We start from the raw sequence: 12,496 nt of genomic DNA on the forward strand, positions 1-12,496 counted from the left end.
CAGCGGGGTCTGATTCGGACCGGCCCCCTCGCTGCGGGCCGTTTGACGTTTGTTGCTGGTCCCCTCTGCCGCCTCCAAGCATTCTCGGGAAGACCTACGTGACCATGCTCACCCTCGACAGCCATGACCTGATCGCCGCCGCCCCACGGAGCCTGCGCTCCGAAAGCGCCGGCCTGACCCCCGACCAGTTCCGCGACCGCTACGGCGAAAGCGCCGGGCCGATCCGCCTCGGCGACTGGTCGCCGGCCGGAAACCGGAACGCTACCTTCACCGCGACCCTGGAATTCGCCGGTCACCTGCGTACCGTGGTGGCCACCGGCAACCCCGTCGCGGCCATGACCTCGGCCCTCTACGACGAGGGCTACCCGGTCGAGATCCTGCAATTCCATCAACGCCGCACCGGCTCGGCCACCGCCACCTTCGTCCAGTGCGAGTTCAACGGCCGCCGCGGCTGGGGTGCCGCCCTCGCCGGCGATGGTGCGGAGTCCACGGTGCGCGCCATGATCGCCGGGCTCAACCGCCTCGGCGCCTGACACGACAAACGGGTCCTGCCCCTTCCCGGATCGGGGAGGGCAGGACCCGCGTCGTCACGGTCGGCGGTATTACTCCCCGGAGGACTGCTGCTCGGCCAGCTGCTTGCGCACCTCGTCCATGTCGAGGGCCTTCACCTGAGTGACCAGGTCCTCGAGTGCGGCCGGGGGAAGTGCGCCGGGCTGGGCGAACACCAGTACGCCTTCGCGGAAGGCCATGATGGTCGGGATCGACCGAATGTTGGCGGCCGCCGCGAGTCCCTGCTGGGCCTCGGTGTCGACCTTGCCGTGCACCACATCGGGGTGCTGCTCCGAGGACTTCTCGAAGGTCGGGGCGAAGCTCTTGCACGGTCCGCACCATTCGGCCCAGAAATCGACGAGCACTACGTCGTTTCCGGTGACGATCTCATCGAAGTTCTGCTCGGTCAGCGTCTGCGTTGCCATGGGCGTCCTCTCGTATGGGTTTGCCGGGTCCAACGCCGGGCGCCGGGGTTATCTTCCACCGGCGACCGGCCAGGCCCGCCGTTCGTCGCCGTCCCACCTCCGGATACCCACCGCGGTCGCGGTGAAATCACGATCCGACGCGACAGCGAGGACCGCCGCGCCGAGCTGCGGTGGTGGCACGCGTCTGGCCAGTGTGACATGTGGAGTCCACTGATCAGGAGCCATATTGCCGGGAACTCCCGGGCACGGCGCCACCAGCGCGTGCACCCGGCGCTGCCAGGCCAGCAACTGTTCCGAGGGCACCACCAGCCGCACCAGAATGGGCCGGCGCGCCCCGAACACCAGCACGCCGCCCAGCCGCACCGGGAACGGGTCGAACGGCAATTTCTCCAGATCGTGGTCGATGCGCGGCCAGATCTGCTTGGCGACCGCGAGGGTGATGTGCGGGCGTTTGGGCGGGTCGCCCACCGCCGGTTTGCGGATGACGCCCGGTAGGCCCGACTCGGCCAGCGCCGCCCACTGCTGCCGGATGTACTCCTCGGCCGCGTCGTCGAGCACCAGTTCCACCGACTGCACCATGATCTGCAGAAACTAGCCGCCCAGGACCCGCGCGCGGGCCGGTTCGACCGCGACGGCAGGATGTCGGGGTGCACGAGTCGAAGCGAACGGGTGGCGAACCGCTGCGGTTGGGGCTGATCGATGGCGACGGAATCGGTCCCGAGGTGGTGAGCGCGGCGCGCGCCGTGGTCGACGAGGCGCTGGCGGCCTCCGGCGCGGTCGCCGTGGACTGGGTGCGGCTACCGATCGGCCATCGCGCCATCGCCGACTACGGCAGCGCGTTGCCGCAGCACACCCTCGACGCGCTTGCCGAGCTGGACGGCTGGATCCTCGGCCCGCACGACAACGCCTCCTACCCGCCCGAACACCGGGTGGCTCCGGGCGGGGCGATTCGCAAACATTTCGGCCTGTACGCCAATATCCGCCCCGCCCGGGCCTTTCCCGGTGTTCGCGCGGCCGCCCCCGATATCGACCTGGTGATCGTGCGGGAGAACAGCGAGGGCTTCTACGCCGACCGCAATATGTTCGCCGGAACGGGTGAGTTCCGGCCCACCGAGGACGTCGCCATGTCGATCGGCGTGGTCACCCGCCGCGCCTGCGAACTCATCGCGCACGAGGCCATGCGGCTGGCGAGCACCCGGCGCAAACGGGTGACGATCGTGCACAAGGCCAACGTGCTGCCGATGACGATGGGCCTGTTCCGTGACGTCTGCTACGAGGTGGCGCACCAGTATCCGGGCGTGCGCGTCGACGACGAGCACGTCGACGCCACCGCCGCCCACCTGGTCCGCGCGCCAGCCGATTTCGACGTCCTGGTCACCGAGAACCTCTTCGGCGACATCCTCTCGGATCTGGCCGCCGAGCTGAGCGGATCGCTCGGGCTGGCGGCGTCGCTGAACTGTTCGGCCGACCGCGCCATGGCCCAAGCGGTGCACGGCGCGGCGCCCGCGTTGGCCGGCCGCAACAGGGCCAATCCGGCGGCGTTGCAATTGTCGTCGGCGATGTTGTTGCACTGGCTGGGGATTCGGCGCGCCGACCCGGTGCTCACCCAGGCCGCAGAGCGCATCGAGCGCGCCGTCGCGACGACGCTGGAAGCCGGCATCGCGACCGCCGACCTCGGTGGACTGGCCTCGACGAGCGAGTTCACCGAGCAGGTGAGCGCGCGGGTGCATCGGCGATGAGCGCCCTTCGCGGGCGGGCCAGCGCGCATCACGGCTCGGTGTGTACTGGTCCGCAGGGGCCGGGTTCTCCGCTACTGTCCGGTACGCGGGTGCTCGGTTGCCTGGACTGCGGGAAGGTGGGGCCGGGTACTCCGGAGCGGGAAGGTGGAGGCTGCGGTGACTGATCGAACCGAATCCGGCAGGCATGGACGCTGGGCGGTGCTGGTGGTCGCCGTGCTCGGCGCACTCGTGCTCGCGGTCGCCGGCTGCACGCACAACACCGAGGATCTGCCCGACGTGGAGAAGGTGCCGGTGAGCGAGGTGCCCGAACTCGCGGCGCTGGTGCCGCCGGACATCCGGCAGTCGGGGGTGCTGAAGGTGGGGGTGAACGTGCCGTACCAGCCCAACGAGTACCGCGACAGCGACGGCAATATCGCCGGCTTCGATGTCGATCTGATGGACGCGGTGACCGCGGTGCTCGGGTTGCGCGCCGAATACATCGAGTCGGCGTTCGAGAAGATCATTCCCGCCGTGCAGGCGGGCACCTATCACGTGGGCATGTCCTCGATCACCGACTCCCTGGAGCGGGAGAAGCAGGTCGATTTCGTCACCTATTTCAGTGCGGGCGTGCAGTGGGCCCAGCGCGCCGACCGGCCGGTCGACCCGAACAATGCCTGCGGTAAGCGGGTGGCGGTGCAGGCCACCACCTTCGAGCATCTGGAAGAGCTGCCGGCCAAGAGCAAGGCCTGCGAGGCGGCGGGCAAGGACCCGATCATCATCCAGAGCTTCGATGAGCAGAGCGCCGCGACCAATGCGCTGGTGCTCGGACAGGTGGATGCGATGTCGGCCGATTCGCCGGTCACCGCGTACGCCATCAAGCTCACCGAGGGCAAGATCGAACCGGCGGGCCCGGTCGTCGACGCCGCGCCCTACGGCTGGGCGGTGGCGAAGGGATCGCCGCTGGCCCCGGTGCTGCAGCAGGCACTGCAACATCTGATCGACAACGGCAAATACCGCCGGATCACCGAGAACTGGGGTGTGCAGGAGGGCGCGATCACCAGGTCCGTCATCAACGGCGCGCCGAAGGGATGACATGAGCGAATCACAGACCGAGCCGGAGCCGATCAAGGCCGTCCCGCTACGCAGGCCGGGGCGGTGGCTCGCCGCGACCGCCATCCTGGTGCTGGTCGGGCTGTTCATCTACGGCGCCGCGACCAACCCGGCCTATCGGTGGGACGTCTACTGGCGGTACCTGCGTGACAGCCGCATCGCCGAGGGCGCGGTGGTCACGCTGGAGCTGACGGTGCTGTCGATGGCGATCGCGGTCGTGCTCGGCGCGCTGCTCGCGGTGATGCGCCTGTCGCCCAACCCGGTGCTGCGCGCGACCGCGTGGGTGTATCTGTGGATCTTCCGCGGCACACCGGTGTTCGTGCAGTTGGTGTTCTGGGGGCTGGTGCCCTCGTTGTACAAGCAGATCACCCTGGGTGTGCCGTTCGGGCCGCAGCTGGTGGAACTGGATGTGCAGGGCTTGCAGGCCGCGTTCACCTTCGCGGTGATCGGGCTCGGTCTCAACGAGGCCGCCTATATGGCCGAAATCGTACGCGCGGGCATCAATTCGGTCGGTGAGGGACAGCGCGAGGCCTCGGTCGCGCTCGGGATGACGTGGTCGCAGACCATGCGCCGGACGGTGCTGCCGCAGGCGATGCGGGTGATCATCCCGCCCACCGGCAACGAACTGATCGGCATGCTCAAGACCACCTCGCTGGTCACCGCGATCCCGCTCAGCACCGACCTGTTCGGCCGCGCCCGCGATATCTACGGCGTCAACTTCCTGCCGATCCCGCTGCTGCTGGTCATCGCGACCTGGTATCTGGCCATCACCAGCGTGCTGATGGTCGGCCAGTACTACCTCGAGCGCTACTTCTCGCGCGGGGTGTCGCGGCAGCTGACCGCCAAACAGTTGCAGGAACTGGCCGATGCGCAGAATGTGGTGAAGGCGAAATGAGCGAGCAGGCGAAAGACGATTCCGCGGCCGCGACCAAGCCGATGATCGTCGCCGACCGGGTGTGCAAATCCTTCGGCGCGTTGCAGGTGCTCAAGGGGATCTCGCTGGAAGTGCAGCGCGGGCAGGTGCTGTGCCTGGTCGGGCCGTCCGGTTCGGGCAAGTCGACGTTCCTGCGCTGCATCAACCATCTCGAGCAGGTCAATGCCGGGCGGCTCTATGTCGACGGCGAGCTGGTCGGCTACCGCGAGAAGGGCGACAAGCTCTACGAGCTGCATCCGCGGGAAGCGGCCAGGCAGCGCCGCGATATCGGCATGGTCTTCCAGCATTTCAACCTGTTCCCGCACCGCACCGCGCTCGCCAACGTCATCGAGGCGCCCACGCAGGTCAAGAAGATCCGCAAGTCCGAGGCGGTCCGCCGGGCCAAGGAATTGCTGGATCGGGTGGGGCTGGCCGACAAGGCCAATGCCTACCCGGCGCAGCTGTCGGGTGGGCAGCAGCAGCGGGTGGCGATCGCGCGGGCACTGGCGATGGATCCGAAGCTGATGTTGTTCGACGAGCCGACCTCGGCGCTGGACCCGGAACTGGTCGGCGAGGTGCTCACCGTGATGCGCGAGCTCGCCGACGACGGCATGACCATGGTGGTGGTCACCCACGAGATGGGTTTCGCCCGCGAGGTGGCCGACCAGCTGGTGTTCATGGACGGGGGAGTGGTGGTCGAAGCCGGACCACCGCGTGAAGTGCTGGCGCAGCCGAAACACGAACGCACCCAAGCATTTCTGTCGCGCCTGCTCTGACCGAGGGGCTCGGGCGGGCTACCTGCTCGAGGGTCTGCCCAACGCGATGCGCAGCTGGCCGAGCAGCACCTTCGCCGCCGGCGTGCCGGGGCGGTCGGTGCGCCACGCGATGGCCAGTTGCCCGCGCAGTTCCGGCTCCACGATCGGCAGCGTCCGAACCCCGAACGCCGCCGCCTCCGCGTCGGTGAGTTCCGGGACCACCGCGACACCGAGGCCGTGCGCGGCCAGTCGCAGCAGCAGCGGTGGCGCTGCGGCCTCGAAGGCGATGTTCGGGGTGAAACCCGCTGCGGCGCAGGCGTGCTGGAGCACGCCGTGGATGCCGGTGCCGGGTGGCAGGCAGATCAGCGGTCGTTCGCGCAATGCACGCAGCGGCATGGTCTCGCCTGCGGCCGCCTCGTTCGCGGCGACGGCGGCGACCACGGGGGTATCGAGGATGACGTCGACGGCGATGCCGGGATCGAGTGGTGCGCCGGTCAACCCGACCACCGCGATATCGAGTTCGCCGCGGCCCACCGCGGCCAGCATGTGCTCCGAGGTGGCCTCGGTGAGGACGATGCCGACCTGCGGATGATCGTCGTGGAAGGCGGCGAGCGCGGCGGGGACATCGAATTCCTCGGTGGCGGCGCCGGAGATGAGCCCGATCCGCACTTGGCCGCGCAGTAGCCCGGTGAACTCGTCGACGGTGTGCGCGATCCGTTCGGCGGCGGCCAGCGCGGCGCGGGCGTCGGCGAGCACCGCGGCACCGACCTCCGTTGGCGTGACCCCGCGCGTGCCGCGCTCGAGCAGTGGCTGCCCCAGCTCGCGTTCCAGCTGCCGGATCTGTGCGCTGAGCCCCGGCTGCGTCAGGTGCAGCCGCTGCGCCGCGCGCGTGAACCCGCCTTCTTCGACCACGGTGACGAAGTAGCGCAGCTGCCGCAATTCCATAACCAACGATTATGGCAGCAAGAGAAACTAGCTGTTTCCCTTATCGCCCGCTGCGCGGCAGGGTCGAAGTCATGGGAAACATCGCAGCCGAACACACCGCTCTCACCCCCGCCGCCGAGGCGGAACTGCTGTCCTTCTCCGCACCGGTGCTGCGGCCCGGCGACCCGGATTACCCCGCGGAGGTCGCCGGATTCCAGACCGCCTACCAGCACCGTCCCGCGATCGTCGTCGCCGCCAGGCATACCGAGGACGTGCGTGCCGCCGTCGAGTTCGCCGCCAGGCACGCACTGCCGGTGGCGGTGCAGGCCACCGGGCACGGCCTGTCGGTCGCGGCCGACGGCGGCGTGCTCATCAGCACCCGCCGCATGACCGGCATCGATATCGACGCCGACGCCGCGACCGCACGGATCGGGGCCGGCGTGCAGGCGGATGCCTTGATCGAGGCGGCCGCCCCGCACGGGCTGGCTCCGCTGAACGGGTCGTCGCCGTCGGTGGGCGTGGTCGGTTACGTCCTCGGCGGCGGACTCGGGTTGCTCGGCCGCACCTACGGATACGCCGCCGACCACGTCCGCGGGATCGAACTGGTCACCGCCGACGCGCGCGTGCGGACCCTGCGCCCCGGTGACGAACTCTTCGGCGCGGTGCTCGGCAGCGGCGGCAATTTCGGCGTCGTGACGGCGCTGGAACTGGGCCTGGTGCCGGTGACCACGGTCTACGGCGGCCAACTCATGTTCGACACCGCTCAGGTGCCGCGCGCGCTCGAGGCCTGGCGGGGATGGACCGCGACCGTGCCCGACACCGTCACCTCGACCGTCGCCATGCTCGCCTTCCCGGATATCGCGCCGGTGCCGCCACCGCTGCGCGGCCGGTTCGTCGCCTCCATCCGGATCGCCGGCACCGATATCGAGCACGGCGACCGTCTGGTCGAACCGCTGCGCGCGATCGGCACACCCCTGAAGGACGATCTGCGCGTCATGGCCTACACCGAATCGCACACCATCCACACCGATCCGGCCGACCCGCATCCCTACGCCGCCACCAACGCCCTGCTCGACGACCTCACGCCCGAAGCGCTCACCGCGCTGCTGGCGGTGGCCGGACCCGATTCCGGGCTCGGCGCCGTCATCGACATCAGGCACCTGGGCGGCGCGTTGAGCGCGCGCCGCGACGACCTGGCGCTCGATCATCGCGAGGCCCGTTACGTGGTGCGGGTCATCACCCTGCCGGATCCGTCGGCAGGTCCGGTCGAGCCCGGCGCGCCGGTACGTGCCGCCCTGGCGCCGTGGACGATCGGCCACAGCCTCAATTTCCTCTACGGCGCGGGCGAGGTGGCCGACGAAGCGCAGACCAAGGCCGGCTACCGGGCCGCCACCTACCGGCGGCTGGCCGAGTTGAAGGCGACCTACGACCCACACAACATGTTCCGCTTCAACCGCAATATCCGTCCGGCGCGCTGATCAGCCGCCCCAGTCGGTCGAACCAGGCGTGTGACAGCGGCGCTGTGCTATTGTCGTGATATCACTTTGATACCGGGAGGATGTCATGAAGCTTCGTGCCGCTGTCCACGCCAATGGGTTCGTGGTGTTACTGACGTGGCTGGTGCTGACGATCGCGGTCGGTGGTGCCACCGCGCTCGCCTTCGTCGTCGGCACCAAGGACGGCAACGCCGCCGCGATCGGGGCAGGCATCGCCGGAGCGGTGGTGCTGGCCGGGCTGCTGCTCGCCATCACCGGGCTGATCGTGGTGAACCCGAACGAGGCGAAGGTGGTGCAGTTCTTCGGCCGCTACATCGGCTCGGTCAGCGAACCCGGCTTCTTCTCGGTGCTGCCGCTGACCGACCGGCGCAGCATCTCACTGCGGGTGCGTAACTTCGAGACCCAGAAGCTGAAGGTCAACGACGCCGACGGCAACCCGGTCGAGATCGCCGCGGTGGTCGTCTACCGGGTGGTCGACAGCTACAAGGCCGCCTTCGCCGTCGACGATTACGAGGAGTACGTGGAGACCCAGTCCGAGGCCGCGGTCCGGCATCTGGCCACCACCCACCCCTACGACGCCCACGACGACGCGCGCACCAGCCTGCGCGACGGCACCGAGATCGCCGAGGAACTCACCGTCGAACTGCGCGAACGCACCGAACTGGCCGGGATCGAAGTGCTCGAGGCCCGCATCACCCACCTCGCCTACGCCCCCGAGATCGCCCAGGCCATGCTGGTGCGCCAGCAGGCGGCGCAGGTGGTCGCGGCCCGCACCCGGATCGTGGAGGGCGCGGTCGGCATGGTCGGGCTCGCGCTCGAGCGGCTGGCCGCCCAGGGCATGGTGGAACTCGACGAGGAACGCAAGGCGAGCATGGTGTCGAACCTGCTGGTGGTCCTGTGCGGTGATCGACCGACCCAGCCCGTGGTCAACGCCGGATCGCTCTACTCCTGACCGGCATGGCCGAACGGAAGAAGATCCTGCTCCGGCTCGACCCGGCGGTGTACGAGGCGGTGGCCCGCTGGGCCGCCGACGACCTGCGCAGCGTCAACGCGCAGATCGAATACGCACTGCGGTTGGCCTTGGACAATGCCGGGCGCAAACCCCGGCCGGGCAGGTCGGCGGCCGACGACGGCGAATGAGCACCGGACCGCACGCTCACCATGGGCGTGCGGTCCGGTCGTTCAGTGCCCGCTGCCGGGTTTGCGGGTCACGAAGATCGCGGTGCCGGGGAACAGCGCGCCGCGCAGCGGGCTCCACTGGCCCCATTCCCGGTCCAGCCATTCCGGCCAGTCCGGTTCGATGATGTCCTCGACGATCAAGCCGGCCGCGACGATCTCGCGGACCCGATCGCCGACGGTGCGGTGGTGTTCGACATAGACCGGCTCGCCGTCGGCGTCGACCTCTATATAAGGGGTGCGGTCGAAGTACGGGGTGGTGGCGACCAGACCCGCCGGACCGGGATCGTCGGGGAAGATCCAGCGCATCGGGTGGTTCACCGAGAACACCCAGCGCCCACCGGGGCGCAGCACCCGCTCGACCTCCCGCATGACCAGGGCCGAATCGGCGACGAAGGGGATCGCGCCGAACGCCGAGCAGGCGGCGTCGAAAGATTCGCCGGCGAAGGGCAGCGCCTCGGCACCGGCCTGCACCAGTGGCACCCGCGGCCCGCCGCGTGCCATCGCGGCCAGCCCGTGCGCGAGCATGCCCGCCGACAGGTCCAGGCCGACCGGGAACGCGCCGTTGCTCGCCAGCCAGCGCGAACACGGCGCCGAACCGCAACCGATCTCCAGGATGCGCTGTCCGGCAATATCACCGAGCAGATGCCAATCGCCCTCGTGCAGTCCCTCGGGGCACCAGACGAATTCACCGCCGGGGGAGTCGACACCGAGGAAATCGGCATGGGTATCGTGGTATTGGCCGGCGTCGGCATCCCACCAACGCCTGCTGGCACGTTCACTGTCCGTGGAATCGATTCGGGCACGTGCCGGACCGACGGTTCCGAGCAGTTCGTTTGCTTGCGCATGGCGATCGTCCGACACGCCGTAAGAGTATCGGCGTGGCGACGGGACCGGTTTGCCCGGCCCGATGCAGGTCGCGTACGCTGAACGCGCGAGTGATCACACCGCGCCCAATTTCGGTGTGTCGCACAGTACCGAAAGATCCAATGTCCGCAACCGACCACAATCCGTCCGGAGCAAATCCACATATGCCCACCACCGTCACCTCGCCGCAGGTAGCCGTCAACGACATCGGCTCCGCCGAGGATTTCCTCGCCGCCATCGACGCCACGATCAAGTACTTCAACGATGGCGACATCGTCGAGGGAACCATCGTCAAGGTCGATCGTGACGAGGTCCTGCTCGACATCGGTTACAAGACCGAAGGCGTCATCCCCTCCCGTGAGCTCTCCATCAAACACGATGTCGACCCCAACGAGGTCGTTTCCGTGGGCGATGAGGTCGAGGCCCTGGTTCTCACCAAGGAGGACAAGGAAGGCCGCCTGATCCTGTCGAAGAAGCGGGCGCAGTACGAGCGCGCGTGGGGCACGATCGAGGAGCTCAAGGAGAAGGACGAGGCCGTCAAGGGCACCGTCATCGAGGTCGTCAAGGGTGGCCTGATCCTCGACATCGGGCTGCGTGGCTTCCTGCCCGCCTCGCTGGTCGAGATGCGTCGGGTCCGCGATCTGCAGCCGTACGTCGGCAAGGAGATCGAGGCCAAGATCATCGAGCTCGACAAGAACCGCAACAACGTGGTTCTGTCGCGTCGCGCCTGGCTGGAGCAGACCCAGTCCGAGGTCCGCAGCGAGTTCCTGCACCAGCTGCAGAAGGGCCAGGTCCGCAAGGGTGTGGTCTCCTCGATCGTCAACTTCGGTGCCTTCGTGGACCTGGGCGGCGTCGACGGCCTGGTGCACGTGTCCGAGCTGTCCTGGAAGCACATCGACCACCCGTCCGAGGTCGTCGAGGTCGGCACCGAGGTCACCGTCGAGGTGCTCGACGTCGACCTGGACCGCGAGCGCGTCTCGCTGTCGCTGAAGGCCACCCAGGAAGACCCGTGGCGTCAGTTCGCCCGCACCCACGCGATCGGCCAGATCGTGCCGGGCAAGGTCACCAAGCTGGTTCCGTTCGGTGCGTTCGTGCGCGTCGAAGAGGGCATCGAGGGCCTGGTGCACATCTCCGAGCTGGCCGAGCGCCACGTCGAGGTCCCGGATCAGGTCGTTGCCGTCGGCGACGACGCGATGGTCAAGGTCATCGACATCGACCTGGAGCGTCGCCGGATCTCGCTGTCGCTGAAGCAGGCGAACGAGGACTACCACGCCGAGTTCGACCCGTCGAAGTACGGCATGGCCGACAGCTACGACGAGCAGGGCAACTACATCTTCCCCGAGGGCTTCGATCCCGAGACCAACGAATGGCTCGAGGGCTTCGACAAGCAGCGCGAGGAGTGGGAAGGCCGCTACGCCGAGGCGGAGCGTCGCCACAAGATGCACACCGCGCAGATGGAGAAGATGGCGGCCGACGCCGCGGCCGAGGCCGCGAACGGTGGCGGCTCGTCGAACTACTCCTCCGAGAGCGGTTCGCAGTCCACCTCCAGCCAGCCCGAGTCCGCCGGCGGCTCGCTCGCCAGCGACGCCCAGCTCGCGGCTCTGCGGGAGAAGCTCTCCGGCAACGCCTGATACGGGTAGAGCAACACCGAAGGCCCCGGTCCGCAACGGACCGGGGCCTTCGGGCTGTTCGGTGACGGTATGCGGCCGCTACGCCGCCGCGACCGTGAACCGGCGCTGCACGAACCGTGCGGCCTCGGCCTCATCCACCAGCGCGACCGCCAGATCCTCGGCGCTGATATCGGCCTCGGCGTCCAGGAGCTGATCACCGCCGACCCGGTAGCGCCCGGTGCGCGTGCCGGGGTCGATCCGCCCCGACGACGGGCTCAGATACGTCCACTGCCGGTCCGAGAGCCGATACACGTTCAACGCCTCCCGCAGTGCCACGATCACCCGGTGATACTCCACCGGCACCCCGAGATTCTCCGGTAGCCCCTCGGCGAACCCCGGCTGATCCACCAGTTGCAGACCGGGCGCGACCTCCAGACTTCCGCCGCCGCCCACCGCGATCACCCGAATCGCCGGATGACGGGTCAATGCCTGCACCATTGCCCGCGCACCGGCCACGAAATCGTCGGCCTTGGCAATGGTGCCCTCGATTCCGTGCCCCGCATTCACCGCGCTGACCACCACATCCACGCCGGCGATCGCCGTCGCGACGCTCTCGGCATCGCGCCAATTCGCCACCTGCCAGGTGATGCCCTCCCGCGCCGCCGGAACCCGGGCAGCGTCGCCGGCGAACGCCCGCACTGCATGCCCGCGCCGCCGCGCCTCCTCGACCACTCGCGAACCGATGACTCCGGTCGCGCCGAACACTCCGATATCCATCCCGACTCCTAGGGTTATACATGCTGTGCAATTACTACACGCCGTTCAGTGACTGCACGGCAGATAGTACTCGCACGCTGTAGAGTGTCAACCGTGGTGGAGGCAATGACGAGTCGGCGCGAGCGGCTGCGCGCCCAGACAGCGCAGGAGATCAAGACGGTCGCGCTGCGACTGCT

At 68.6% G+C, this 12,496-nt stretch carries 14 protein-coding genes; 9 read left to right on the forward strand and 5 right to left on the reverse strand.

Annotated features, from left to right (window positions below; genetic code table 11):
* The first annotated feature begins 104 nt into the window (after positions 1 to 104).
* A complete protein-coding gene (locus RJ05_RS09580; protein ID WP_036535804.1) occupies positions 105 to 533 on the forward strand; it encodes an alpha-isopropylmalate synthase regulatory domain-containing protein in 429 nt (142 codons plus the stop codon).
* Positions 534 to 602: 69 nt separating this feature from the next.
* Here the strand turns inward: RJ05_RS09580 and trxA are convergent, their stop codons facing one another.
* Both trxA and RJ05_RS09590 read right to left on the reverse strand, forming a co-directional pair.
* A complete protein-coding gene (gene trxA / locus RJ05_RS09585; RefSeq protein WP_036535780.1) occupies positions 603 to 974 on the reverse strand; it encodes a thioredoxin in 372 nt (123 codons plus the stop codon).
* Between the two features lie 48 nt (positions 975 to 1,022).
* Positions 1,023 to 1,553: a 2'-5' RNA ligase family protein gene (locus tag RJ05_RS09590; protein WP_036535782.1), complete on the reverse strand. Its 531-nt coding sequence runs from the start codon at positions 1,551 to 1,553 to the stop codon at positions 1,023 to 1,025.
* A gap of 68 nt (positions 1,554 to 1,621) precedes the next feature.
* On the opposite strand from RJ05_RS09590, the gene RJ05_RS09595 reads away from it, so the two are divergent.
* The 4 genes from RJ05_RS09595 to RJ05_RS09610 all read left to right on the forward strand — a co-directional run bounded on the left by RJ05_RS09595 (position 1,622) and on the right by RJ05_RS09610 (position 5,491).
* On the forward strand, positions 1,622 to 2,713 hold the full coding sequence (locus RJ05_RS09595) for an isocitrate/isopropylmalate dehydrogenase family protein (protein WP_036535784.1): 1,092 nt from the start codon (positions 1,622 to 1,624) through the stop codon (positions 2,711 to 2,713).
* A 156-nt stretch (positions 2,714 to 2,869) separates the two neighbouring features.
* Complete coding sequence (locus tag RJ05_RS09600) at positions 2,870 to 3,784, forward strand: ABC transporter substrate-binding protein (RefSeq protein ID WP_234012291.1); 915 nt, start codon at positions 2,870 to 2,872, stop codon at positions 3,782 to 3,784.
* A 1-nt stretch (position 3,785) separates the two neighbouring features.
* Positions 3,786 to 4,697 (forward strand): amino acid ABC transporter permease, encoded by a 912-nt coding sequence (locus tag RJ05_RS09605; protein ID WP_036535788.1) that lies wholly within the window; start codon positions 3,786 to 3,788, stop codon positions 4,695 to 4,697.
* Positions 4,698 to 4,738: 41 nt separating this feature from the next.
* Positions 4,739 to 5,491: an amino acid ABC transporter ATP-binding protein gene (locus RJ05_RS09610; protein ID WP_036535806.1), complete on the forward strand. Its 753-nt coding sequence runs from the start codon at positions 4,739 to 4,741 to the stop codon at positions 5,489 to 5,491.
* 18 nt (positions 5,492 to 5,509) lie between these two features.
* On the opposite strand, the gene RJ05_RS09615 is transcribed toward RJ05_RS09610, so the two are convergent.
* Positions 5,510 to 6,415: a LysR family transcriptional regulator gene (locus RJ05_RS09615; protein ID WP_036535789.1), complete on the reverse strand. Its 906-nt coding sequence runs from the start codon at positions 6,413 to 6,415 to the stop codon at positions 5,510 to 5,512.
* Positions 6,416 to 6,486: 71 nt separating this feature from the next.
* Between RJ05_RS09615 and RJ05_RS09620 the strand changes: the two genes are divergently transcribed.
* The 3 genes from RJ05_RS09620 (at position 6,487) to RJ05_RS09630 (ending at position 9,030) form a co-directional block, all read left to right on the forward strand.
* Entirely contained in the window at positions 6,487 to 7,872 is a 1,386-nt protein-coding gene (locus RJ05_RS09620) for an FAD-binding oxidoreductase (protein ID WP_036535792.1), read from the forward strand.
* 85 nt (positions 7,873 to 7,957) lie between these two features.
* Positions 7,958 to 8,842, forward strand: coding sequence for an SPFH domain-containing protein (locus RJ05_RS09625; RefSeq protein ID WP_036535795.1), 885 nt, complete (start codon positions 7,958 to 7,960; stop codon positions 8,840 to 8,842).
* 5 nt (positions 8,843 to 8,847) lie between these two features.
* Positions 8,848 to 9,030 carry a type II toxin-antitoxin system antitoxin gene (locus RJ05_RS09630; RefSeq protein WP_036535797.1) on the forward strand — a complete coding sequence of 61 codons (183 nt, stop codon included), beginning with the start codon at positions 8,848 to 8,850 and terminating at the stop codon, positions 9,028 to 9,030.
* 42 nt (positions 9,031 to 9,072) lie between these two features.
* Here RJ05_RS09630 and RJ05_RS09635 read toward each other — a convergent pair whose 3' ends face one another.
* Positions 9,073 to 9,930 (reverse strand): class I SAM-dependent methyltransferase, encoded by an 858-nt coding sequence (locus RJ05_RS09635; RefSeq protein ID WP_036535800.1) that lies wholly within the window; start codon positions 9,928 to 9,930, stop codon positions 9,073 to 9,075.
* A 167-nt stretch (positions 9,931 to 10,097) separates the two neighbouring features.
* Here RJ05_RS09635 and rpsA point away from each other — a divergent pair, with 167 nt between their 5' ends.
* Positions 10,098 to 11,564 (forward strand): 30S ribosomal protein S1, encoded by a 1,467-nt coding sequence (gene rpsA / locus RJ05_RS09640; RefSeq protein WP_014350347.1) that lies wholly within the window; start codon positions 10,098 to 10,100, stop codon positions 11,562 to 11,564.
* A 78-nt stretch (positions 11,565 to 11,642) separates the two neighbouring features.
* Here the strand turns inward: rpsA and RJ05_RS09645 are convergent, their stop codons facing one another.
* On the reverse strand, positions 11,643 to 12,320 hold the full coding sequence (locus tag RJ05_RS09645) for an NAD(P)-dependent oxidoreductase (RefSeq protein WP_036535802.1): 678 nt from the start codon (positions 12,318 to 12,320) through the stop codon (positions 11,643 to 11,645).
* Positions 12,321 to 12,496 lie beyond the last annotated feature (176 nt).

This window comes from Nocardia cyriacigeorgica NBRC 100375 (assembly GCF_000308555.1).
Classification (GTDB): domain Bacteria; phylum Actinomycetota; class Actinomycetes; order Mycobacteriales; family Mycobacteriaceae; genus Nocardia; species Nocardia cyriacigeorgica.